The organism is Mongoliitalea lutea (assembly GCF_014652135.1).
Taxonomy (GTDB): Bacteria; Bacteroidota; Bacteroidia; order Cytophagales; family Cyclobacteriaceae; genus Mongoliitalea; species Mongoliitalea lutea.
On record NZ_BMYF01000003.1, the window covers coordinates 75,722 to 99,540 of the forward strand.

Genomic DNA, 23,819 nt, shown 5'->3' on the forward strand with positions numbered 1-23,819 from the left:
GACTAATAGCCTTTATGTGATACTTGGCTTTTTTATTTTCACCAAAGAAACCCTGCTAGCAAATTCGTTCACCAGCTTTTTGCAGGCTTACGGTATAAAGGTTATCTTTGCAGCCTCATAAAAAAAGAAGCGCATGATTTCGGTAGATAATCTTTCCCTCAAGTTTGGTAAACGTACCCTTTTTGAAGACGTTAACCTCAAATTCACACCCGGTAACTGCTATGGTGTAATCGGTGCCAACGGGGCAGGGAAATCCACTTTTTTGAAAATACTTTCTGGTGAACAAGACAGTACTTCTGGTGCTATCAACATCACTCCTGGCCAAAGGATGGCTGTGTTAAAGCAAAATCACTTTGCTTACGATGAAGTTGAGGTGTTGAAGGCTGTATTGATGGGGCATCAAAAACTCTTTGCCATCATGTCCGAAAAGGATGCAATCTATATGAAGGAAGATTTTACCGAAGCAGACGGTATCAGAGCATCTGAATTGGAAGCTGAGTTTGCTGAGATGGATGGTTGGAATGCAGAGTCTGATGCGGCAGCTTTATTGTCCGGTTTGGGCATTACGGAAGACTTACATTACCTTCCGATGAAAGAATTGGCAGGTAATCAGAAAGTGAGGGTATTATTGGCCCAAGCGCTTTTCGGTAATCCTGATATCCTAATTCTCGATGAGCCTACCAACGATTTGGATGCAGAAACGATCAATTGGTTGGAAGACTTCTTAGTCAACTTCAAAAACTTAGTTATTGTAGTTTCCCACGATAGACATTTCTTGGACTCCGTTTCTACACATATTGTGGATATTGACTTTGGCAAGATCAAGATTTATTCAGGTAACTACACCTTCTGGTACGAATCCTCCCAATTAGCTGCCAAGCAAAAGTCTGATCAAAATAAGAAAGTAGAAGAAAAACGTAAGGAATTACAGGAATTTATCGCACGATTCTCCGCCAACGTGGCGAAGTCTAAGCAGGCAACTGCCCGTAAAAAAATGTTGGAGAAATTGAATGTGGATGAAATTCAGCCTTCTACTCGTAAATATCCTGGAATCATCTTCAAACCTGAAAGAGAAGCAGGTGATCAAATCTTCATGACCGAAGGACTAGAGCTGAAGGATGATAATGCGATTTACTTTACCGATGTCAATTTGATGGTAGACAAAGGTGATAAAATTGCCTTTATCTCCAAAACCAAACAAGCTGTCAATAAATTCTTCCAAACCATCATGGAAGAAATTCCTGTTCAAAAAGGTTCCTTCAAGTGGGGCGTAACGATCAACAAAGCCTATTTACCCAATGACAACTCTAAATTCTTCCAAACGGAATTGAATTTGATCGATTGGTTGAGACAATTCTCCACGAATCAGGAAGAAGCCTATGTGCGTACTTTCTTGGGAAGAATGCTGTTTACAGGTGAGGAAACTTTGAAAAAATCATCTGTTCTTTCCGGAGGTGAAAAAGTTCGCTGCATGGTATCGCGTATGATGCTTCAAAACCCGAACTTATTGGTCATGGATGAACCAACCAACCACTTAGATTTGGAATCCATCACAGCATTCAACAATGCAGTAGTTGAATTTAATGGAACTGTGTTATTAAGTTCTTATGACCACGCATTCGTATCTACTACCGCTAATCGTATTATCGAATTCACGCCAAAAGGCACGATTGATCGCCGCATGCCTTATGATGATTATTTGGCATCAGAGGAAATTAAGGCTTTGAGAGCGAAGATGTATGGGTGAGGGGAGAAGTGAGAAGCGAGAGATGAGAAGCGAGAGGCGAGATGCGAGATGCGAGAGACGAGAAGCGAGACAGAAGATATAAGACTTTATTAATCGTGATAGAGGAGAGGGGGATACAGAGCGAAGAATTCAGAATGCGTTAATCGATGAAGGCCATGTTAGAACAGAAACGATGGTCAAAATCGTAAAAAACCTGGGAGATTTGAGTTGATTTGCTGCTGATTTAAAGATAGTTGGGCAATTCGGAATCTGCCAGGTTTAACTAGTACCTTTACAATGTACCAAGTACAAGGTAACAAGTACAAAGTATGGATTCAAGTAGAAATATAGAATAATCGTATTCCTAATTAATTGAATTGTTGATACTCTCTAACTTATCGTTAATTCCTAATTCCTCATTTAAAACTGTTCACTATGCACTGCCAATTGCTCATTGCCAACTACGCTCTGCTCACTGTTCAATGCTTACTGGCTTCGACTCCGCTCAGCCATCAGAACACTAAGCACTGATCATTACTCATTGTTAACTATGCACTGCTCACTGCCAACTGTTCACTGCTCACCGGCTTCGACCCCGCTCAGCCAGCAGTTCACTAATTACTATTTACTAATCACCAATCACTACAATTGCTACTAACCTCCATCGTCATATACCTGTTGATTACCGTCCTGATAGGGGCTTGGTCGTCGAAATTGGTGAAAAACTCCAATGACTTTGTGTTGGCTGGTAGGCAGTTGCCCTTGTTTTTGTCAGCGTCCGCATTGTTTGCAACTTGGTTTGGTTCGGAGACTATTTTTGGAGCTTCATCGGAATATCTGGAACATGGCCTACAGGGAGTTATTGAAGATCCGTTTGGTGGAGCATTGTGTTTGATTTTGTTTGGTGCATTTTATCTAAGACCCATGTACCGGATGAATGTGCTGACCATTGGTGACGTATATAAAAAGCTATTTGGAAAACGGGTAGAGTTCTTTGCTTCCCTTTTTATGATACCTGCCTATTTTGGATACGTGGCAGCACAGTTGGTGGCCTTAGCTTTGATTTTTACCTCAGTTTCAGATCTGACTATTTCACAAGGGATTTTAATTTCTGCGGGGATTGTGGTGTTTTATACCTTTCTTGGTGGGATGTGGGCGATTTCCATTACCGATTTTATCCAAACTACCCTGATTGTGGTTGGGCTGATTTGGGTTGCGGTATTAGTAGCGGAGAAAGCAGGAGGAGTGATGCCAATTTTGGAATCTGCCCCGGAAGGAAGCTTTCAGTTTTTCCCGGATATGGATAGTATTTCTTGGCTCAATTATTTGGGTGCATGGATGATTTTGGGCATTGGAAGTATTCCCTCACAGGATATCTATCAACGGGTGATGGCTTCCAAAAGTGAGAAAATTGCTATTCAATCCACATATTTGGCTGGAGGTTTTTATGTGACTATTGGATTGTTGCCTTTGTTTATTGCTTTAGGTGCCAAGTTTCTTTACCCTGAAATTTACCTGGAAAACAAGCAGTTGCTACTTCCTGAAATGGTGTTGCGGCATTCAGGTCTGCATGTACAAGTCCTCTTTTTCGGGGCCTTGATTTCGGCCATCATGAGTACCACAAGTTCGGGGTTACTGGCACCTTCGGCCATTATCTCAGAAAATTTAATCCGTCCTTATTTTGGCAAACGCTTAAAGGATGTGCATTTCCTTTGGATCTTGCGCCTGAATATTATTTTGGTGGCAATCATTGCAGTCTTGATGGCCAATTGGAAAACCAATATTTATGAATTGGTCGCCGGAGCATCTATTTTGATGATGGTATCCTTGTTTGTGCCATTGACAGCAGGCCTATATTGGAAAAAAGCTTCGGAAATGGGGGCCTTGATGTCCATAGTCCTTGGAATGATTGCCTTCCTTGGTTTCTCTTTACTCGAAGAACTACCCGTCTACCAGCATCTTCCTGCACTTTTGGTTAGTGCTTTAAGCATGGTTGTGGGCTCCTATATTTTCCCTCGTAAATCATCAAACAATGCTACCATATCCCATCATTAAATTAGGCAAAGGCAAAGAGATTTCTCTTTTAAGAAGACATCATTGGGTGTTTTCGGGTGCTATTTTGGAAAAAGATGAAGCTCTTAAAAACGGTGAATTGGTTCAGATTCATAGCTTTAAAGGAGAATTCTTAGGGATTGGGCATTTTCAATATGGCTCCATCATGGTGCGAATCATCAGTTTCCAAGAAGAATTGATTAATGCTTACTTCTGGCAAAAACGACTGAGCGATGCCTATCAGGTAAGAAAAAGTATAGGATTGGTTAATGCAAAGGAAACGAATGTGTATCGATTGGTGCATGGAGAAGGGGATGGTTTTCCGGGATTAATCATCGATTTTTATAATGGCACTGCAGTGATTCAGTGCCATCAGATAGGCATGTACAAGCATGTGAAAGAAATTGCGAATGCCTTGAAAACAGTCTATGGGGATACTTTGGATTGTGTGTATGATAAAAGTGCGGAGACTTTACCAAAGAATATTGGTGTAGAGAACCGAATTGTCTTGGGTGAACCCAAAACTACACAAGTACTAGAATATGGGTGTGCCTATGAAATTGATTGGGAGAAAGGGCAGAAGACAGGATTCTTTGTAGATCAACGTGAAAATAGAAATTTGCTTGGCCTTTATGCCAAAGGCAAAAAAGTACTCAATACCTTCTGTTATTCGGGTGGTTTTTCTGTGGCTGCCTTAAAAGCAGGCGCTACGGAAGTTCACTCGGTGGATATTTCAGCTAAAGCCATTGAGTTGACGGATAAAAACGTGGCTTTAAATACCGGTTTTAACGGAAAGCATGCATCCATTGTGGCAGATGTGGTCAAGTATATCCGAGAAATTGACTTGGATTACGACATCATCGTACTGGACCCCCCTGCTTTTGCAAAAAACATGAAAGCTAGGCATAATGCGGTGCAGGCTTATAAGCGATTGAATGCAGAAGCACTGAAGCGTATTCAAAAAGGGGGGATATTATTTACCTTTTCCTGTTCCCAAGTAGTGGATAAGAAATTGTTTGCTGATACAGTCACTGCTGCGGCCTTTGAAGCCAAGCGAAATGTGCGGATTTTACATTACCTATCTCAGCCGGCAGATCATCCTATCAATTTGTTTCATACAGAAACAGAATACTTGAAAGGATTGGTTTTGTATGTAGAGTAGACTTAAGGAAGGAAATTAGCAGGGGAAATAAAAAAGTAAAACATCAAGGCAGTTAAAGATATAGAGATCAGCAGGCTGATAAGCATGATTCTTCCATAATAAAAGATGGGTTTGATTTCACCTTTTTTGTCCTGAATAAAGGTCTTACTGTAAGGGAAAAAACCTTGGGAAAGCGCAAGACTTGTCAGAAAATAAATGCTCAACAAAAATCCAATCGTAAAGTAAATTTCCATAACTCAACCAATAGATTTTCAAGTTAGTATATTTTCTTTCATGCCCTATAATTTTCCTAAAAAAGTAACAATTTGATAACCGAGATAGCGAGAATAAGAAAAGGCCATGAAATCTTTCAGCTAATAAGTTTTCATTGGTTTGTTTTGTGATTTTTGGCATGATTTTTTGAACAAATTCAACCTAAATGATGTCATTTTAAAGGCGAATTACCCCATAATGTAATATCTTTGAGTTTAAGAGTTCAACCAAATACTATCACTATCAAGCGATTTTTCTACAGACTTTTGAAAATCTTAGGAGGAGTTCTCGCCTTCTTGATACTTTTTATTGGGTTAACTATTCTATTTATCCGTTCACCTTGGGGACAAAATATTATTGTAACCAAAGCGGTTGACTATCTTTCCAAAAAAACAGGTGCTGAAATCAGCATAGGACGACTATTTATTACCTTTTCCGGTGATTTGTACTTGGAAGACTTGTATGTTAGTGACGCCAAGGGAGATACTTTAGTATACTCAGGGTCTTTGGAAACAGGAGTTGCCATCCGACCTTTGATCCAATCAGGAGATATTACGGTGACCAAATTGGAATGGGAGCGATTGGTAGCAAGAGTTAGTAGGTCGGATGAAAGCGAGGCATTTAACTTTGATTTTTTGTTAGCGCCATTCGTTGGTGAACCAAGTCAAGAAGAAGAAAATTACGCTACAGCAGATGAATCCGAATCCGACTTTCCCAAAATCAAACTACCGGTTGTTTCGATCAAAAAGGTTGATCTAATCTATGATGACCAATGGTTGGGGATAGATGCCTCACTTCGATGGGATACATTCCGATTGGATGCCCAAACGGTGGATTTGAATCAAATGAACTTTGATTTGAAAGCCTTGCTCCTTACGGAAGCTAGTATTCGGTACGTACAATCCAAACCTTTTGAGCCTTCCACCGATCAAGAGGAAGACACAGGAACTCCATTGCCCTTAATTACTTTGCAAAATGGACAGTTGCATAACATAGCCCTGTATTATGAATCTATTCTAGATGGAATCTTAGCGGATGTCCACATAGGAGACTTTAAGCTACAACTACCCGAAGCTGACTTGGAAAGTCAAAAGGTCTTGCTTAAATCAATTTCTTTGGAAAACTCATCCATAGATTTGGCTCTCAAAACAGTTGAAAAGGATATTTCGAATACAACTGAACCCGAATCCCCTTCCGGTTTTGAATGGCCCGATTGGACAGTGCATTTGCATTATTTAGGGTTATCCAACGTTGACCTTAACTATACACTAGATGACAATCTTCCAAGGGTAGGCTATTTCAATCCAGATGCATTAGCTGTCAGGGATTTTAACTTGGAAACCCATGCACTAAGTTTAGAGCCTGGAAAAATAGCCTTGAAATTGGATGAACTGCGTTTCCAAGAAGCATCAGGATTTCAGTTGAAGGAGTTTGGAATGGACTTTTTGCTGACAGATCAAAAGCTCGACATTCCTAAGGTTACCTTCCAAACAGGTGAAAGTAAGCTCAGTTCAGCCATCAACTTAACGTTTGCCTCCATCAATGATTGGATGGCCAATCCCTTGGCAATGAATTACACGATCAATCTTCTGGAGTTCGGTACTAATTTCCGGGAATTAAGCCTTTTTGAACCAAGTTTATCGAAGGAGGATTGGTACCAAGAGATCAGAGGAAAAGCACTTGCCATCAATGGAACAGTTGCCGGCAATGAGCACCAGGTAAAAGTGAATAGCTTGAATGCTTCTTACAATCGGGACTTGAGGTTTGCGATGAAAGCAGGGGAGTTTTTCAACTATTTGGATACAGAAAAGCTATCATTAGCGATCAATGAAGCAAAGCTGACAGGAACCAAAGCGTCCATTGCAGGATTTTTGACAGAAGATATAGAAGCCTACGTTCCGGAAAATTATGCTTTAGCCATACAGGGGAAAGGCAGCATGAAAGATTTTGAAGGAACTATAGATTTTAAGAGCTCCTTAGGAGATGCCTTCGCCAATTTGCTTTTGAAAGACCAAGATGCTTGGATAGTAAGTACAGAGCTCCAATTGAAGGAATTGCAGGTTGGTTCCATGCTTGATTTGCCCGAATTGGAGCCCATTTCTTTACAATTGGCCTTAGATGGAGAAATAAAGGATGTGTATAAATCCATCGCTCAATTAAACTTGGGCTTTGATCAACTTATCTGGGATGGGATTGATTTTTCTGCATTGGAAATTCAGGCTTCTTTGGAACAAAAGGATGCAGAGTTGACCGTCAGTCATCCTTTAGAGTTTTTGAAAATGGACCTTCAGGTAAAGGCAACCATAGACACCCTTCGACCAGAAATGCAACTTTTGTTGGATTTGAAGAACCTCAATGCACAACACCTTGGCTTAACCAAGCAAGCTGTAAACACCACCTTTAAATCTACGGGTGAATTTGCTTTTGATGGTTCTGATTTTGTGGGTGAGTTGATGATTTCGGATGCGTTTATGCGTATCCAAGGGCAGCGGAGCATTCCTATGGGCGATATGCAGCTGACTGTTGAAAACAAAGAAACCAAGAGTTCATTGAAGCTCATAAGTGATTTTTTAAATGGAGAAGTCAAGGGAAATCGAGGGTTTGATGTCATAGGGGAAGCTTTAACTGCATATATTGAAGATCAATTGGCTGTTGAGAAGTTGCCTAGAGAGCAATTGGAAGATGTCAAAGCGAGAGGAAATTTTACCTTTCAATCAACCCCATTTATCGATCAGTTGTTGATAGCGAATGTAGAGCGGATTGATTCCATCAGTGTTGACTTTGATTTTGATGCGCAGGCATCTCGATTAAATGGTCAAATGAAAGTTCCCTTCATGCAATACGGAGGCTTGGGAGTGGATAGTTTACTGTTGACTTTAACAGGAAACAAGGAAGAGTTGAAAGTTGCTCTGAGTTTTGAATCCTTGGATACAGGTCCCGTTGCTATGGAGGAGACCAAGTTTTCCGGTAGATTGAAAGAGCGGGAAATTTTTACCCAATTCCAATCCAAGCAAGGGGATGATTTTATCATTTTTGTAAAATCCCACATTTTCTGGGAAGGAGATACCTTGGTATACAAAATCATTCCTGAGAATTTCACGCTCAATAAACGGGCTTGGGAGATTCCCGAGGCAAACGCTGTCCGATATGCTGAAGGGTATTTGGCATTCGAAAGTTTTGATTTGACCAGAACGAATCAGCGCTTTTCATTGACTAATCAAATGGAAGGCATTGATGAGGATCATTTCGCTTTGTTGGTTGATAATTTTGATGTCAATACGATAACCTCTTTTTTGAATCCTGATGAACCCTTTCTTAAAGGAAGAGCCAATGGAAGCATCATCATAGAAAGGCCTTTGGCGGATATTGGTTTCCTGGCAGATTTTTCAATCAAAGATTTGGTGGCTCTCGATATACCCTTGGGTACCCTAAGCTTGGATGCTGATTCCCAAAATCTAAAAGAATATGTCTTTGGATTGCATTTGAAGGATGGCTTGATAGATGCGGATATTGAAGGCCAATTGCGCTCAGATAAAGTAGCATCGTTGCTGGATCTAGACGTAGCCATCCAATCCATAGATTTAAAACTGATAGAAATATTGTCAGAGGGCGAGATTACTAACGCAACTGGTAAATTATCAGGACAATTGAAAGCATTTGGATCAACCGATGACCTGGATTACAAAGGATTTTTGAAGTTGGATCAGGCAGGTTTCAAAGTAAGTGCAATCAATGCTCAATTTGCATTTCCTGATGAAAGGGTAGACATAAACAGAGATTACTTGGAGTTCAAAGACTTCACCATGAAGGATGCATTGGGAAGCAACTTTTTGGTCAATGGAAGAATTTTGACGGAGGATTATTCCGATATAGGTTTTGATTTGACTTTGAAAACCAAAGGATTCCAATTATTGAATTCTACGAGAGCTGATAATGATTTATTTTTTGGAAGAGCCAATATTGATTTGGATATGAAGGTGACTGGTCCGCTCAGTTTGCCAAAAATTGATGTCATATTTGCTATGAACAGAGGATCTGAAATAACGTTTATCGTGCCGGAAGATCAGCTGGATATGCAGGAGCGGGATGGGGTAGTGCTCATGGTCAATCGCAAAGATCCCTATGAAATGTTTTACCAGCGAGAATTGGAATTATATACACAGGGAGCCCAAGGGTTTGATGTACGAGCCAATATCAAGATTGATCCAAATTTTGTATTCAACCTGATTGTGGACGAGCGTACGGGTGATAACCTCAAGTTGCAAGGAGAGGCAGACTTGAATATGTTGATGGATCAAAATGGGAATATTTCCCTCTCTGGAAAATATGAAGTCAAACAAGGACACTATGAGTTGAATTTGTTTGGCTTGGTCAATAGAAGATTCTTATTGGGAGAGGGGAGTTCAGTGACATGGACAGGAGATCCATTGGATGCTAATTTGGATTTGACTGCTATTTATAATGTGCGTACTTCTGCCGCAGAGCTGATGCAGGCACAATTGAGTGGAAGTGATGCCAGCACCCGAGGACAATTTAGGCAGGTTTTACCATTTATGGTCTATTTGAATATCAAAGGTGAATTGATGAGCCCAGAGATTTCTTTTGAGTTGGATATGCCGGAGAATGAGCGAGGAGTATTTGGAGGGAATGTATATGCAGCCGTAACACAATTGAATGAAAAAGAGGATGAACTAACCAAACAAGTGTTTGCCTTGTTGGTACTAAACCAGTTTTTCCCAAGTATGGGTAATGATGGGAGTACCGGTGGTTCTGTAAATTTGGCCCGTTCCAGCGTCAGTCAGGTCTTGAGTACCCAGTTGAATGCCCTTTCGGACAGATTATTTGGGGAGTCTGGTTTCTCTTTGGATTTTGATTTGGATTCTTTTACCGATTACCAAAATGGAGGTCCCCAAGACCGAACACAATTGAGTGTGGCAGCCAAGCAAACCCTCATGGATGATCGATTGGTGATTTCCATTGGTGGACAAGTAGATGTAGAAGGGGGAGATCGAGGACAGGTTAATCAAGGTGACGCGTTGTTCGGAGACGTAAGCATTGAGTACCTTTTGGATCAACGTGCCCAATGGAGGGCTAAAGCATTCCGCAGAAATCAGTTTGAATCAGTCATTGATGGTCAGTTGATTGTTACGGGTATAGCCCTAATTTTCAATAAGGAGTTCAATGCATTTGCTGAATTATGGAAACGTCGTTCCAAAGAAGCAGAGAACACATCTGATGAAACTAAGCCTGTACAAGAAGCCCAATTAAAAGAGGAAGAATACGAATGAGAAGAATTTACTTACATATGATCTGCTTCTTATTGCTATCGGCAAGTGCTTGTAGTGTGAAAAAGTTTATTCCAGAAGGAGAGCATTTGTATACAGGTTACGAATTGACCTTAGAAACTCCCATTGAACGAAGGGAACGGCAACAACTCCGTTCAGAATTAGAATCCTTGGTGCGACCAAATCCTAACTCCTCTATTCTAGGGCAACGATTTGGTTTGTGGGCCTATTATAAAGGACAAAAAGAAAAGCCCGGATTCATCAATCGTTACTTAGCAAGAAAGTTTGGGGAAGAACCGGTATATATTTCCAAAGTCCAACCTCAACGAACAGAAGGTATTTTATTAAACAGACTGGAGAATAAGGGTTATTTTTTAGGTAAAGCGAGTTCGGAAATCACCCGTGGCAGAAAATATGCCCAAGTGGCTTATACGCTAACCTTTGGAGAAGCTTATCGCCTAGCATCCTATACCTTGCAAGAGGACACAACAGTTCTCATGAAGACCATTAAAGAAGACTTGGAAAACACCTTACTGCCAGTGGGGAGTAGGTTTGATTTAGAAAAATTTAAAGATGAGCGTACGAGAATTGATGCGATGCTCAAAAGGAAAGGGTATTTCAATTTTAATGCGGATTTATTGATTTTTGAAGCAGATACCAATCAATACACAGACAAACAATTTGACTTGGTCCTGCGCTTGAAAAGCAATGTTCCTCAACGATCCCTGCACCCCTACACCATCCAAAACATAGCAGTTTTTCCTAATTTCTCGATTGGCGGAAGTGATAGAACTGGTGATACCGTTCATGTCAGAGGGGTTGATATCATCCAAGATGAGTTGGTCTTCAAACCAGAATACTTAGAACCTTATATTCTCTTTAAGAACAATACCCGGTTCAATCCGGCTACCTCCCGTTTGACAAGTAATCGATTGTCAGCTATCGGGAATTTTCGCTACGTGAATATTGAATTTCAACAAGCGGATACAGTTCTAATGGAAGATGGAACGTTCCCTTTAAATGCACGCGTATTTTTATCTCCCTTGAATAAACGAAGTGTTCGTGCAGAACTCCAAGGGGTCACCAAGTCCAATACTTTTGTTGGACCGGGTCTTGTCCTGAATTATACCAATCGAAATATATTCCAAGCCGGAGAAATCTTTACCCTTCGTGGGAATGTAGGGTATGAGCAGCAAGTAGCTACCGGGCAACGGGAAGCACTACAATCCATTGAGTTGGGATTGCAGGCAAATTTGATTTTTCCAAGGGTACTCTTCCCGGTACCTGTGATGAATCGATTCCAAATTGCTATACCTAAAACACGGATGGGCTTAGGCTTTGAGTATCAAAACAGAACGGATTTGTATCTGATTCAGTCCTACAATGCTTCTTTCGGTTACTTTTGGAATGTCAACCGGTATGCCTACCATGAGTTTAATCCGCTAGCCTTAAGTGTGGTAAATCTTGCGCGGACTACCCCAGCTTTTGAGGAAATTTTAAATTCGAATCCATTTCTAAGACGAAGTTTTGAGCAGCAGTTTATTCTAGGATTGAATTATGCCTTTAACTACAATCAATTAGTGGATGAACATCGAAAGACCCCATTGTTCTTTGCCAGTACGATAGATATCGCTGGGAATACTCTAGGAGCATGGAACTCCATTGTAAATTCAAGAAATCCAGAGAGTTTCTTAGGCTTGGAGTATGCCCAATACATCAAAGGGGATATCGACCTTCGTTTGTATCATCGGTTTACCACTGAAAATCTGTTGGTTGCGCGCTTCTTCGGAGGAGTGGGTGCACCTTTAGGGAATTCTGTTTCTTTACCTTTCGTAAAGCAATATTTCAGTGGTGGGCCTCGAAGTGTCAGGGCATTTAGAATTCGCTCCTTAGGCCCAGGTAGCTTTGTTCCTCAGAGTATTGGTACAGGCGGTTTCTTCGATCAGGCAGGGGATATTATTATAGAGTCCAATTTGGAATACCGTTTTCCATTTAACAAATATCTGAAAGGAGCTTTATTTGTGGATGCAGGTAACGTTTGGTTGTTCAACGAAAATGAGGCACTGCCTGGAGGTAAGTTTTCTTCTAAATGGGCGGAGCAACTTGGGGTAGGGGCAGGCTTTGGTTTGCGATTTGATATTCAAATATTTGTACTGCGTTTTGATCTTGCAGCGCCTTTGAGAAGGCCTTGGTTGCAACCGGAAGAGCGATGGTTGACGGATGTTCGTTTAAGAGAGCGCGATTGGCGAAGAGATAATTTAATTCTCAACTTCGCCATAGGCTATCCATTCTAAGCTTTGGTGAGGTACAATTCAAATTCCAAAGGATTAGATAATTTGAATTCATCTACTTCTAAGTCCTCAAAGATCTCTTCATCAAATTCCAGTTCTGTTTTCTCAACCTTACCGTCTGGATGGATAATCAATTCTATTCCTGTGAAGGTATCGGAATCTACTTTGACCAATACTTGGTAATCGTCAAATACGCGCTTAAAATATTGAGGGGAGCTTTTGCCTTTTTTCATGACCGAAAGGTAGAAAAATTTCATCAGGCTTCCCAAATCTGAATCTAGGAAGAATTTTCTATGGCTGTTTTTGTCCACTGATTGAAGAAAACGACCATTTTTATCAAAAAATCGTAAAAATTTAGCTTTGAAATTTTGACTTTGTAAATGCATTTCTAACTTTGTTGCATAGTTAATACAACGATGAATTTACACATGAACTATTGGTGGTGGCATTTGAATTCTTTCCAAGGGAAGAACCTTAAAGCTATTGCCTAATATGTAATGTCAAAACTATATTTTAGAGGCTTGCTGGTTTTTCCCGCAAGCCTTTTTTCGTTTAAATCAACCTTATGAAAAGATTTAATTTACAAACGAGTTTTAAAAAATTATTGGCAGATACGATCACCCCTGTGAGTATCTACCTTCAAATCCGGGATCGTTTTTCAAATCCGATCCTATTGGAGAGTTCCGATTATCATGGACAGGATAACAGTTATTCGTATGTCTGTTTTAATCCATTGGCTACTTTTGTTTTCAATGAAGGAAAAGTGAAAGAGACTTTGCCTGATGGGAGTTTTTTAGAATATAAAGTAGGCAAAGAACAGGCGTTGGTAGATGCCTTGAGAAGCTTCTCTGCAAAATTCAAAGATGATAATGGGAAGCATAAATTCATCTCTAATGGACTTTTTGGATATATTCAGTACGATACAGTCAGTTATTTTGAAGATATTCAATTGACATCCAGGGAGTCTGCGGAGGTTCCCATGATGCAGTATGCAGTGTACCAAAATGTCATTGTAGTGGATCATTTCAAAAATGAAATGTACCTCTTCGAACATCAGATTGAAGACTCTCCCAAAGAGCCGGTGATGCCATTGCTCGAAACCATTTTGAACTCCAAAAATATTCCAGCATACAGTTTCAAAACAGTAGGAGAGGAAGTTTCCAATTACACGGATGAGGAGTTTTTGGATATTTTGAAAAAAGGCCAGGAGCATTGCTTCCGTGGAGATGTGTTTCAGATTGTATTGTCTCGCAGATTTTCGTCCAAATTCAAAGGTGATGAGTTCAATGTGTATCGAGCCCTGCGTTCAGTTAATCCATCCCCTTATTTATTCTATTTTGATTATGGATCTTTCAAAGTATTTGGAAGTTCTCCCGAGGCCCAGATTGTAGTCAAAAACAATAAAGCAACAATTTATCCTATCGCAGGGACATTCAAACGAACAGGAAATGATTTGGCTGATGCGAGTTTGGCCAGAAAGCTATACGATGATCCGAAAGAAAACTCAGAGCATGTGATGTTGGTGGATTTGGCTCGAAATGATTTGAGTAGAAGTTCGGAAAAAGTGGAAGTAGAAGTATTTAAAGAGATTCAATACTATTCTCATGTAATCCATTTGGTTTCCAAAGTTACAGGGACACTTCCTGAAAATTCTAATCCATTGCAACTAGTAGCTGATACCTTTCCAGCAGGAACACTTTCTGGTGCCCCTAAATACAAGGCCATGGAAATCATTGATTCCTTGGAAAATGTACGGAGAACATTTTACGGCGGAGCGATAGGCTTCTTAGGCTTCAATGGAGACTTCAATCATGCAATTTTGATCCGTTCGTTTGTGTCCGAAAATAATGAATTACGTTATCAGGCAGGTGCTGGAGTAGTGGCAAAATCCTCTATCCAATCCGAGCTTCAGGAAGTCGCCAATAAATTGGAAGCGCTCCGAGTAGCCTTGAAAGCAGCTGAAACCATTTAATGTTGAATGAAGGGTATGAAAATTTTAGTAGTAGATAATTACGATTCCTTTACCTACAATCTGGTATATATCATCCGCCAATTAGGATATGGATCGCAAATGCATATCGTTAGAAATGATAAAATTGGGTTGGATGCTGTCAATGATTTCGATAAAATCCTCCTTTCTCCCGGTCCTGGAATTCCTTCAGAAGCAGGGATAATGCCGGAATTATTGAAACAATACAGTTCCACAAAGGATATCTTAGGAGTGTGTTTGGGACATCAGGCAATAGGGGAGGCATTTGGAAGTGGCTTGACCAATTTATCTGAGGTGGTGCATGGCTTGGCATCCGAAGTCACGGTACAAGAAGACTTACTCTTCCAAGGTTTACCTACCAAGTTCAATGTTGGCCGGTACCATTCTTGGGTCATAGATGAGGAAACATTGCCAGCTTGCCTCCAAATCACTGCCAGAACACCCGATGGACAAATCATGGCCGTCCGTCACGAATGTTATCTCGTTCGGGGAGTCCAGTTTCATCCAGAATCCATCCTCACGGAATATGGGGTGGAGATGATGAGGAATTGGCTATCAGTAAACAGTGTGCAGTGAACAGTTAGGAGTGTACATTGAGCAGTGAATAGTGAACAGCGGGGAATGTGGAATTAGGAATGAAGAATTAGTAATGAGCTCACAGCATATACGGAAACGCAGAAAAATTCGCATTGAATAATTTTGAATCCAAGGAAAGAAATTAATATTCAGCTAGTTAAATTCATCAATTGCCCTTGGTTTTAATCCATTGAAAAAATGAATGAACCCAAATCTAAAATCTAAAATCTAAAATCTAAGATCTAAGTTCTAAAATCTCACCTCCAAAATCTCACCTCCAAAATCTCAGCTCTAAAATCTAAAACAAAACAAATGAAGGAGATATTAAACCAATTGATTGAACACAAGACCTTATCCAAAGCCCAGGCGAGGGAGGTATTGAAAAATATAGCGTCAGGAAATTATAACAATAGTCAGATTGCAGCATTTATGACGGTATACTTGATGCGGAGTATTACTGTCGAGGAACTGTCGGGTTTTAGAGAGGCAATGTTGGAGTTGTGCGTACCTGTGGATATTCCTGAATACGATGCAATCGACCTTTGCGGAACGGGTGGAGATGGAAAAGATACCTTCAATATATCAACCCTTGCGTCTTTTATCGTCGCAGGTGCAGGTCAACATGTTGCCAAACACGGCAATACAGGTGTTTCATCGATCTGTGGTTCTTCCAATTTGTTGGCATCTTTTGGGTATGACTTTACCAATGATATGGACAAAATCCGCAAAAGTTTGGATGAGGCGGGAATTTGCTTCTTGCATGCGCCCTTATTCCACCCTGCGATGAAACATGTGGCTCCTATCAGAAAAGAATTGGGCGTGAAAACCTTCTTCAATATGTTGGGACCCATGGTTAATCCATCCTTTCCAAAAAAGCAATTGGTTGGAGTTTTTAGTTTGGAGTTAGCCCGTTTATATGGGTATCTTTATCAAGAAAATGAAGGCAGATTCAGTATTCTACATGCCTTGGATGGATACGATGAGATTTCATTGACAGGAGATTTTAAGATGATATCCAATGAAGGCGAAAAACTATTTACTCCCGAGCAGATCGGACTTCCCAAAATCGAGGCATCCCGAATTGCAGGAGGGGAAACCATTGCTGAATCAGCTCAGATATTTGAAAATGTACTGAAAGGAAAAGGGACTGTGGAGCAAAATTCAGTTGTCATCGCTAATGCAGCAGCTGCGCTTGTCACTGCCCATTCGAGTCTTGATTTTCCGTCTGCGGTTGAAAAAGCAACAGATTCTTTAATGGGAGGAAAAGCCTTGAAAGTGTTTCAAACCTTACTTTCTCCGAAAACTAGTATTTCACTTAGCAATTAATCAAGTATGAATATTTTAGATAAAATTATTGCCCACAAGGCAGCAGAAGTAGCAGAAAACAAAAGTTTAGTGCCTGTCAAGTTATTGGAAAAAAGTATCTTTTTCGATTCAGAGGTTGTTTCCATGAAAAAGTACATCACCCGAGCTGACAAAACAGGAATTATTGCAGAGTTTAAAAGAAAATCTCCTTCCAAGGGTGTGATTAATGGTTCGGCTAGTGTAGAAGCTACCACGATTGGTTACATGCAAGCAGGCGCTTCTGCTTTGTCCATTTTGACAGATACAGCGTTTTTCGGTGGAAAAAATGAGGATTTATCCACCGCCAGAAAGTATAACTTCTGTCCTTTGTTGAGAAAAGACTTTATAATCGACGAGTATCAAATCGTAGAAGCGAAATCCATTGGAGCGGATTGTATCTTATTGATTGCAGCAGCTTTGACTCCAGAAAAATTGGCTTCTTTAGCTTCTTTTGCCAAGAGTTTGGGATTGGAGGTATTGATGGAAGTACATGATGGAGAAGAGTTGGATCGCAGCTTGAATTCACACTTAGATTTAGTAGGAGTCAACAATCGCAGCTTGAAGACCTTTGAGGTGAGCCTAAACACTTCTTATAGTTTGGTAGACCGCATACCTCAGGAATTTGTAAAAATCTCCGAAAGTGGGATTTCAGCTCCAGAAACCTTGGTGGAATTGAAGCAAGCAGGTTTTGATGGATTCTTGATTGGTGAAAACTTTATGAAATCCAGTAGACCAGAACAAGCGGCATTGAATTTCATGAATGCTTATAGAAGATTGATTAGAACTCCACAAGTTAGCTAAGATGTTGATTAAAGTCTGTGGGATGAGGGATTTAGAGAATATACAGAACTTGCAAGCGCGAGTTCAGCCAGATTACATGGGCTTGATTTTCTATCCTCCATCGCCAAGATATGTGGGAGACAAGGATCCCGGAGTCTATCATTCGATTCAACTCCGAAAAGTCGGAGTTTTTGTAGACGAAGAATTGGAGAAAGTTTTGGACCGAGTGAAAACTTATGGGTTAAACGGAGTTCAATTGCATGGAAAGGAGTCTAAAGATTACATTTTAGAGTTAAAAAAGCACACGAATGTCTTTGTTTGGAAGGTTTGGTCTGTGAAAGAGGAGTTGAATTGGGAATCGCTAAGACCATATGAGGAGCTAATAGATGCCTTTTTATTCGACACCTTTACAGAAGCACATGGGGGAAGTGGAAAATTATTTAATTGGCAGTTGTTAGCAAACTATCCTTTTGATAAGCCATTCTTTCTCAGTGGAGGTTTATCCTTGACACATGCAGCAGAAATAACACAGCTGAAATCAAAAATTCCGCAATTAGTGGGAGTTGACCTAAATTCAAAATTTGAAATCAGTCCAGGATTAAAAGATATTGAGCAATTAGTCGCATTTAAAAACAGTTTATTGAATACAGAAATTAACGAGGGAAGCATATGATACGAGTAGATGAAAAAGGGTTTTACGGAAAGTTTGGAGGAGCGTATATCCCGGAGATGTTGCATCCAAATATTGAGGAATTGCGCGATAATTACGAGCAAATTGTCGCAATTCCAGAATTTCAAGAGGAGTTTAACGCGTTGTTACAAGACTTTGTGGGAAGGCCAACACCCTTATACCTTGCTTCCCGATTATCGGAAAAATATGGTGCCAAAATTTACCTCAAGCGAGAAGACCTTTGCCATACCGGAGCTCATAAGGTAAATAATACCATCGGTCAGATAATTTTGGCCAAAAAACTGGGTAAAAAGAGAATCATTGCCGAAACAGGCGCAGGCCAACACGGTGTTGCAACTGCCACAGTTTGTGCTTTGATGGGCATGGAGTGTACGATCTATATGGGAGCATTGGATATCCAGCGTCAGCGTCCGAATGTGGAGCGTATGCGTATTTTGGGAGCCAAGGTAGTTCCTGCAACTTCAGGAAGCCAAACGCTTAAAGATGCCACCAATGAAGCTATGAGACAATGGATCAACAATCCGGTAGATACCCATTACATCATTGGCTCGGTAGTAGGTCCACATCCATATCCAGAGATGGTAGCCCGATTCCAGTCTGTAATTTCAAAAGAAATCAAAGCCCAGTTACTCGAAAAAGAAGGTACTGAAAATCCGGATATCGTGATCGCTTGTGTTGGTGGAGGTAGTAATGCAGCAGGTGCGTTTTATCATTATTATAATGTCCCTCAAGTGCGATTGGTAGCTGTAGAGGCCGCTGGATTAGGGATTTCATCTGGAAAATCAGCTGCTACAACCGCATTAGGTACTCCGGGAATTCTTCATGGAAGCAAGACCTTATTGATGCAAACAGAGGATGGGCAAGTAGTTGAACCTCATTCAATTTCTGCTGGTTTGGATTATCCTGGGATAGGACCAGTGCATGCGCATTTATTTGATATTGGTAGAGGAGAATTTGTTGCGGTTGAGGATGAAGATGCAATGAAAGCAGGAGTAGAACTTAGCCGAACAGAAGGCATTATTCCAGCGATCGAAACGGCTCATGCTATTCATGCACTTAATATGATCGAATTCAGACCAGATGATATCATTGTAATCAATCTTTCCGGAAGAGGAGACAAGGATTTGGATACGTATATCAAGTGGGGAGGGTATTGAGATTTGGAATGAGAGTTGAGAGGTGAGAAGCGAGAAACGAGAAGCGAGATTTTAGAAACAAGAATCAAGAATCAAGAAAAGCCAAGGCTCGCAGAATACGTGGATAACGGAGAAAAAATTGTATTGAAAAATTTGTTTCCAAAGAGAGAATTTAAGATTCAGCTAGTTACCTCCATCAATTGCCCTGTTTTGAACCTAGGGAAATATAGGTCAATCCAAATTCATAAATGTGGGATTAAACCCATGAAAAATTAATTTAATGAAATGCTATTAAAATATTCATAATGAATCGATTACATAGATTGTTTGAACAAAAGCAGGAGCGTGTCCTATCCATCTATTTTACGGCGGGTTTTCCTCAGTTGGTGGATACCTTACCAGTAATGCAGGCTTTGGAATCGGCGGGGGCAGATATCATTGAAATAGGCATGCCATATTCCGATCCTATTGCTGATGGTCCAACTATTCAGGACTCCAATATGGTAGCTTTGGATAATGGAATGAATATGAAAAAGTTGTTTGAGCAACTTCAAGAAATGCGTCAAAGCATCAGCATTCCCGTGGTTTTGATGGGATATTTAAATCCTATCATCCAATATGGGATTGAAGCTTTTTGTAAAAAATGTCAGGAGATCGGAGTAGATGGTCTGATTGTCCCTGACCTACCCATGCAGCAATATTTGGATGAATACAAAGGACTATTCGAAAACTATGGACTTTCTAATACCTTTTTGATTTCTCCTCAAACCAGTGAGAATCGCATTCGCGAGATTGATGAGCATTCCAACGGCTTTATCTACATGGTTTCAAGTCATAGCATCACAGGAGCAAAATCCGAAATCTCTGAAGAACAAATTGCTTACTTCAAAAGGGTAGAAGCTATGAATCTTCGCAATGCCCGATTGATAGGTTTTGGTATTTCAGATAAGAAAACCTTTATCACAGCATCAACTTACAGTAATGGCGCAATTATCGGAAGTGCCTTTATCAAAGTCTTGAAAGATAGCAAAGACCTATCCAAAGACATTCATACGTACATACAATCCATAATTTCATAATACCATGATTATTCAATTACAGGAGGATATCTCCGATAAGCAACGGGAATCTTTACTAGCAGAAGTTATTAACATAGGTTATAAAACCACCGAAGTAAAAACCCAATTGGGTGATTATATCATTGGGATTGGAAAAAAGGAATTTGATATCCGTAAAATCGGTAAAAAAGAAGGTATCAAGGATATCCACATTGTATCTGATGAGTACAAATTAGTTTCTAAAAAGTGGAAAGCGAAACCTACCTCTATCGATTTGGGTAATGGGGTGTTTATCAAGGATGGGGACATGGCCATCATCGCTGGACCTTGCTCTATTGAATCCGAAGATCAGATCCGTAAAGTCATCAAGCATTTGAAAGAAAATGACATTAAAATGATGAGAGGAGGGGTTTTTAAACCTCGTTCAAGTCCATATGCTTTTCGAGGTTTAGGGATCGATGGTTTGAAATTATGGTATGATTTAGCATCAGAAGCAGGTATCAAAATCGTTACCGAGGTCATGCAGGTTTCTCAAATAGAGGAAATGTACCCTTATACAGATATTTATCAAGTTGGAGCTAGAAATACTCAGAACTTCAATTTGCTGGATGAACTTGGGAAAGTGGATAAAGCGGTGATGATCAAAAGAGGTATTTCAGGTACCATTGAAGAGCTATTACAGTCAGCAGAATATGTGTTTTCTGGAGGAAATGAAAAACTCATTTTGTGTGAGCGAGGAATCCGAACGTATGAGCGAGCGAGCAGAAATACCTTGGATTTGAATGCAGTTCCGATTTTAAAAGCAAAATCCCATTTACCGGTTATTGTTGACCCATCTCATGGGATTGGCATTCGTGCTTATGTGCCTCAAATGGCTTTGGCAGGGGTTATGGCAGGAGCGGATGGAATCATTTATGAAACCCATGAGATACCTGAAAAGGCTTATTCTGATGGTCAGCAAACATTAGATTTTACCCAGTCAGCTCTATTGGCAGATTGGATACGAAAAACCTTTGCCATGCGTAAGACCTTTGACTTGGTTTAAATTGGATTTAGGCTCCAATTGAACATTCAAACATCCACTATTCAAAAAGGCATTGAATTTTTCCAAAAATTTGTGCCTTTTTGAAACATCAAACCGATGTCCTAAATTTACGTTAGCTTAGACAATGGCTTGCATAGAAAACCCAAATATATCATGACTAATAAACCCAAAGATTGGGTCTTTTCTGACCCTCGATTACAGGAGATGAGGCAAGATTACGCTGCCTACACGGATGAAGATTTTAAAGTTTGGAAAATCCTTTTTGATAGACAGATAGTAAACCTCCCGGAGGCTGCTTCTGAAGCTTATCTTAAAGGAATCAAAGAAATAGGGTTTACATCGGATAAGATCGCTGACTTTGAAGATGTCAATAGGAGACTTGCTAATTCCACCGGTTGGTCTATTCAGGTAGTTCCAGGACTCATTGATGATGATTTGTTCTTTGGTTTGATGAATAACAGGCGGTTCTGTTCTTCTACCTGGCTAAGAAAAATGGAGCAATTGGATTATTTGGAAGAACCGGATATGTTCCATGATGCCTTTGCTCACATGCCATTATTGACCAATCAGCATTATGTGGATTTTCTGGAAGATTTGAGTGGTATTGCTTTAAAATATATCGATAATAAGTGGGCGATTGAATTGCTTTCTAGGATATACTGGTTCACCATTGAATTTGGTCTTATCCGTGAAAATGACAACCTGAGAATTTATGGCGCAGGTATCCTGAGTTCTGCAGGAGAAACTAAATACAGCTTATCCAACGAGCCAGCTCATTATGAATATGATGTGAAAAGGATTATGAATACGCCGTATTGGAAAGATAAATTCCAGGATAAATATTTCATCATCGAAAGCTACGAACAACTATACGAATCGCTTCCAGAGATTGAAGCGGTGTTGGAGGAAATGGTAGCGGAAGAAGCGAAGTAGAAGCGAGATACGAGAAGCGAGAGATTAGAAATTAAGAATGTTGAATTAGGAATGGAGAATCAAGATTCAACAAATTAGCCTTTGGCAGCAGGTATTTCTGCCAAAGGTTTTTTAATTGGTAAAAAGAAACATGTTAGTCCAATAGAATGGAAGTCGCAGTAATTAAATACAATGCCGGTAATGTTCAGTCGGTATTGTACGCTTTGGAGCGTTTGGGTGCTAATGCCATCCTGACGGATGATTTTGAACGAATTTCAACTGCCGATAAAGTAATTTTTCCTGGCCAAGGAGAGGCGAGTACTGCTATGCGGTATTTGAAAGAAAAAAAATTAGACTTGCTGATTCCTGAGCTAAAGCAACCTTTCTTCGGTGTTTGTCTTGGACAGCAGTTGTTGTGTGAACATTCAGAGGAAAATGATACGACTTGTTTGGGGGTGTTTCCCGTAAAAGTTAAGCGTTTCCAGCCGGAGAGTATCAATGAATTTAAAGTTCCTCACGTAGGATGGAACAGTATTTCGGATTTAAGATCGCCCTTATTTGAGGGTTTGAATGAGGACTCCTTTGTGTATTATGTGCATAGCTATTATTGCGAGCTGAGCGAACACACCATAGCCTCAACCAACTATGTGTTGGATTTTGCAGCTTTGATGCATAAAGACAATTTCTACACCATGCAGGCCCACCCTGAGAAGAGTGGCTTGGTCGGAGAACGTATTCTACAAAATTTTCTAAACCTATAACCCTAAAAGCAAATTCATGTACATCATACCTGCCATTGATATTATTGGAGGAAAATGTGTTCGCCTAACCCAAGGTGATTATAATCAAAAAAAGGAGTACCACGATAGTCCATTGGAAATGGCCAAGCGATTCGAGGATGCCGGCATCCAACGCTTGCACTTAGTTGATTTAGATGGTGCAAAAGCCAAAAAAATCATCAATTCTGAAGTTCTGAAAAGTGTCAGTCAAGGAACGTCCCTACAAGTGGATTTTGGAGGAGGTGTTCAGTCAGATGAAGATGCTGCATTTGCTTTTGAATTGGGAGCGCATCAATTGACCGGTGGAAGTATTGCCGTAAAAAATCCCTCAATGTTTGAAAATTGGATAGAGAAATTCGGAGGGGATAAAATTATTCTAGGTGCTGACGCTAAACACAGGAAAATAGCCATTTCCGGTTGGGAGGAAACCACTTCAGTTGATCTCATTGATTTTATTAAAAGCTATGTTGTCAAGGGTATCAGCTACGTGATTTGCACAGATGTAGCTAAAGATGGATTGCTTCAGGGACCATCCACTGAACTTTATGAAGAGATAATGCAGGAGATTCCCGGGCTTCGTTTAATTGCGAGCGGGGGAGTATCTTCTATGAAGGATTTAGAAGCTCTGGAGAAAACTGGAGTCTATGGTGCCATTGTGGGGAAAGCTTACTATGAGGGAAGAATCAGCTTGGAAGAATTGGCAAGTTTTGGCACTAAGTAATTTACAGAAGAAATAGCGA

Annotated in this window: 18 protein-coding genes; 16 read left to right on the top strand and 2 right to left on the bottom strand. The window is 40.3% G+C overall.

From position 1 onward, the window contains the following. Nucleotides 1-133 precede the first annotated feature (133 nt). The 3 genes from IE080_RS03180 to IE080_RS03190 all read left to right on the top strand — a co-directional run bounded on the left by IE080_RS03180 (nucleotide 134) and on the right by IE080_RS03190 (nucleotide 4,940). Nucleotides 134-1,747 carry an ABC-F family ATP-binding cassette domain-containing protein gene (locus IE080_RS03180; protein WP_189578999.1) on the top strand — a complete coding sequence of 538 codons (1,614 nt, stop codon included), beginning with the start codon at nucleotides 134-136 and terminating at the stop codon, nucleotides 1,745-1,747. Nucleotides 1,748-2,374: 627 nt separating this feature from the next. After that, nucleotides 2,375-3,781, top strand: coding sequence for a high affinity choline transporter 1 (locus IE080_RS03185; RefSeq protein WP_189579000.1), 1,407 nt, complete (start codon nucleotides 2,375-2,377; stop codon nucleotides 3,779-3,781). Beyond that, nucleotides 3,759-4,940 carry a class I SAM-dependent rRNA methyltransferase gene (locus IE080_RS03190; RefSeq protein WP_189579001.1) on the top strand — a complete coding sequence of 394 codons (1,182 nt, stop codon included), beginning with the start codon at nucleotides 3,759-3,761 and terminating at the stop codon, nucleotides 4,938-4,940. The genes IE080_RS03185 and IE080_RS03190 overlap by 23 nt, the downstream gene beginning before the upstream one ends. Before the next feature lie 2 nt (nucleotides 4,941-4,942). On the opposite strand, the gene IE080_RS03195 is transcribed toward IE080_RS03190, so the two are convergent. Further along, nucleotides 4,943-5,173 carry a hypothetical protein gene (locus IE080_RS03195; protein WP_189579002.1) on the bottom strand — a complete coding sequence of 77 codons (231 nt, stop codon included), beginning with the start codon at nucleotides 5,171-5,173 and terminating at the stop codon, nucleotides 4,943-4,945. 228 nt (nucleotides 5,174-5,401) lie between these two features. Here IE080_RS03195 and IE080_RS03200 point away from each other — a divergent pair, with 228 nt between their 5' ends. Together IE080_RS03200 and tamL are read left to right on the top strand one after the other, a co-directional pair. Next, nucleotides 5,402-10,480, top strand: a complete 5,079-nt coding sequence (locus IE080_RS03200; protein WP_189579003.1) for a translocation/assembly module TamB domain-containing protein — start codon at nucleotides 5,402-5,404, stop codon at nucleotides 10,478-10,480. Continuing rightward, nucleotides 10,477-12,771, top strand: coding sequence for a translocation and assembly module lipoprotein TamL (gene tamL, locus IE080_RS03205; protein WP_189579004.1), 2,295 nt, complete (start codon nucleotides 10,477-10,479; stop codon nucleotides 12,769-12,771). Before IE080_RS03200 ends, tamL begins: the two co-directional genes overlap by 4 nt. Here the strand turns inward: tamL and IE080_RS03210 are convergent. Then, nucleotides 12,768-13,001, bottom strand: coding sequence for a hypothetical protein (locus IE080_RS03210; RefSeq protein ID WP_189579166.1), 234 nt, complete (start codon nucleotides 12,999-13,001; stop codon nucleotides 12,768-12,770). The genes tamL and IE080_RS03210 overlap by 4 nt on opposite strands. A 332-nt stretch (nucleotides 13,002-13,333) precedes the next feature. On the opposite strand from IE080_RS03210, the gene IE080_RS03215 reads away from it, so the two are divergent. From IE080_RS03215 to hisA, 11 genes are all read left to right on the top strand, one after another. Then, nucleotides 13,334-14,740 carry an anthranilate synthase component I family protein gene (locus IE080_RS03215; RefSeq protein WP_189579005.1) on the top strand — a complete coding sequence of 469 codons (1,407 nt, stop codon included), beginning with the start codon at nucleotides 13,334-13,336 and terminating at the stop codon, nucleotides 14,738-14,740. A 15-nt stretch (nucleotides 14,741-14,755) separates the two neighbouring features. Next, nucleotides 14,756-15,334, top strand: a complete 579-nt coding sequence (locus IE080_RS03220) for an anthranilate synthase component II (protein ID WP_189579006.1) — start codon at nucleotides 14,756-14,758, stop codon at nucleotides 15,332-15,334. 312 nt (nucleotides 15,335-15,646) lie between these two features. Next, nucleotides 15,647-16,660, top strand: coding sequence for an anthranilate phosphoribosyltransferase (gene trpD, locus IE080_RS03225; protein ID WP_189579007.1), 1,014 nt, complete (start codon nucleotides 15,647-15,649; stop codon nucleotides 16,658-16,660). Between the two features lie 6 nt (nucleotides 16,661-16,666). Continuing rightward, on the top strand, nucleotides 16,667-17,479 hold the full coding sequence (trpC, locus tag IE080_RS03230; protein WP_189579008.1) for an indole-3-glycerol phosphate synthase TrpC: 813 nt from the start codon (nucleotides 16,667-16,669) through the stop codon (nucleotides 17,477-17,479). Between the two features lies 1 nt (nucleotide 17,480). Then, nucleotides 17,481-18,131 carry a phosphoribosylanthranilate isomerase gene (locus IE080_RS03235; protein ID WP_189579009.1) on the top strand — a complete coding sequence of 217 codons (651 nt, stop codon included), beginning with the start codon at nucleotides 17,481-17,483 and terminating at the stop codon, nucleotides 18,129-18,131. Continuing rightward, entirely contained in the window at nucleotides 18,128-19,306 is a 1,179-nt protein-coding gene (gene trpB, locus IE080_RS03240) for a tryptophan synthase subunit beta (RefSeq protein ID WP_189579010.1), read from the top strand. The genes IE080_RS03235 and trpB overlap by 4 nt, the downstream gene beginning before the upstream one ends. Nucleotides 19,307-19,590: 284 nt before the next feature. Continuing rightward, the gene (trpA, locus tag IE080_RS03245) at nucleotides 19,591-20,364 is read left to right on the top strand and encodes a tryptophan synthase subunit alpha (RefSeq protein ID WP_189579011.1); all 774 of its coding nucleotides are present in this window, start codon (nucleotides 19,591-19,593) and stop codon (nucleotides 20,362-20,364) included. Nucleotides 20,365-20,368: 4 nt separating this feature from the next. After that, a complete protein-coding gene (aroF, locus tag IE080_RS03250; RefSeq protein WP_189579012.1) occupies nucleotides 20,369-21,388 on the top strand; it encodes a 3-deoxy-7-phosphoheptulonate synthase in 1,020 nt (339 codons plus the stop codon). Nucleotides 21,389-21,541: 153 nt separating this feature from the next. Then, a complete protein-coding gene (locus IE080_RS03255) occupies nucleotides 21,542-22,321 on the top strand; it encodes a phenylalanine 4-monooxygenase (protein ID WP_189579013.1) in 780 nt (259 codons plus the stop codon). A gap of 146 nt (nucleotides 22,322-22,467) precedes the next feature. Continuing rightward, nucleotides 22,468-23,061 (top strand): imidazole glycerol phosphate synthase subunit HisH, encoded by a 594-nt coding sequence (hisH, locus tag IE080_RS03260; protein WP_189579014.1) that lies wholly within the window; start codon nucleotides 22,468-22,470, stop codon nucleotides 23,059-23,061. A gap of 16 nt (nucleotides 23,062-23,077) precedes the next feature. After that, a complete protein-coding gene (hisA, locus tag IE080_RS03265) occupies nucleotides 23,078-23,800 on the top strand; it encodes a 1-(5-phosphoribosyl)-5-[(5-phosphoribosylamino)methylideneamino]imidazole-4-carboxamide isomerase (RefSeq protein ID WP_189579015.1) in 723 nt (240 codons plus the stop codon). Nucleotides 23,801-23,819 lie beyond the last annotated feature (19 nt).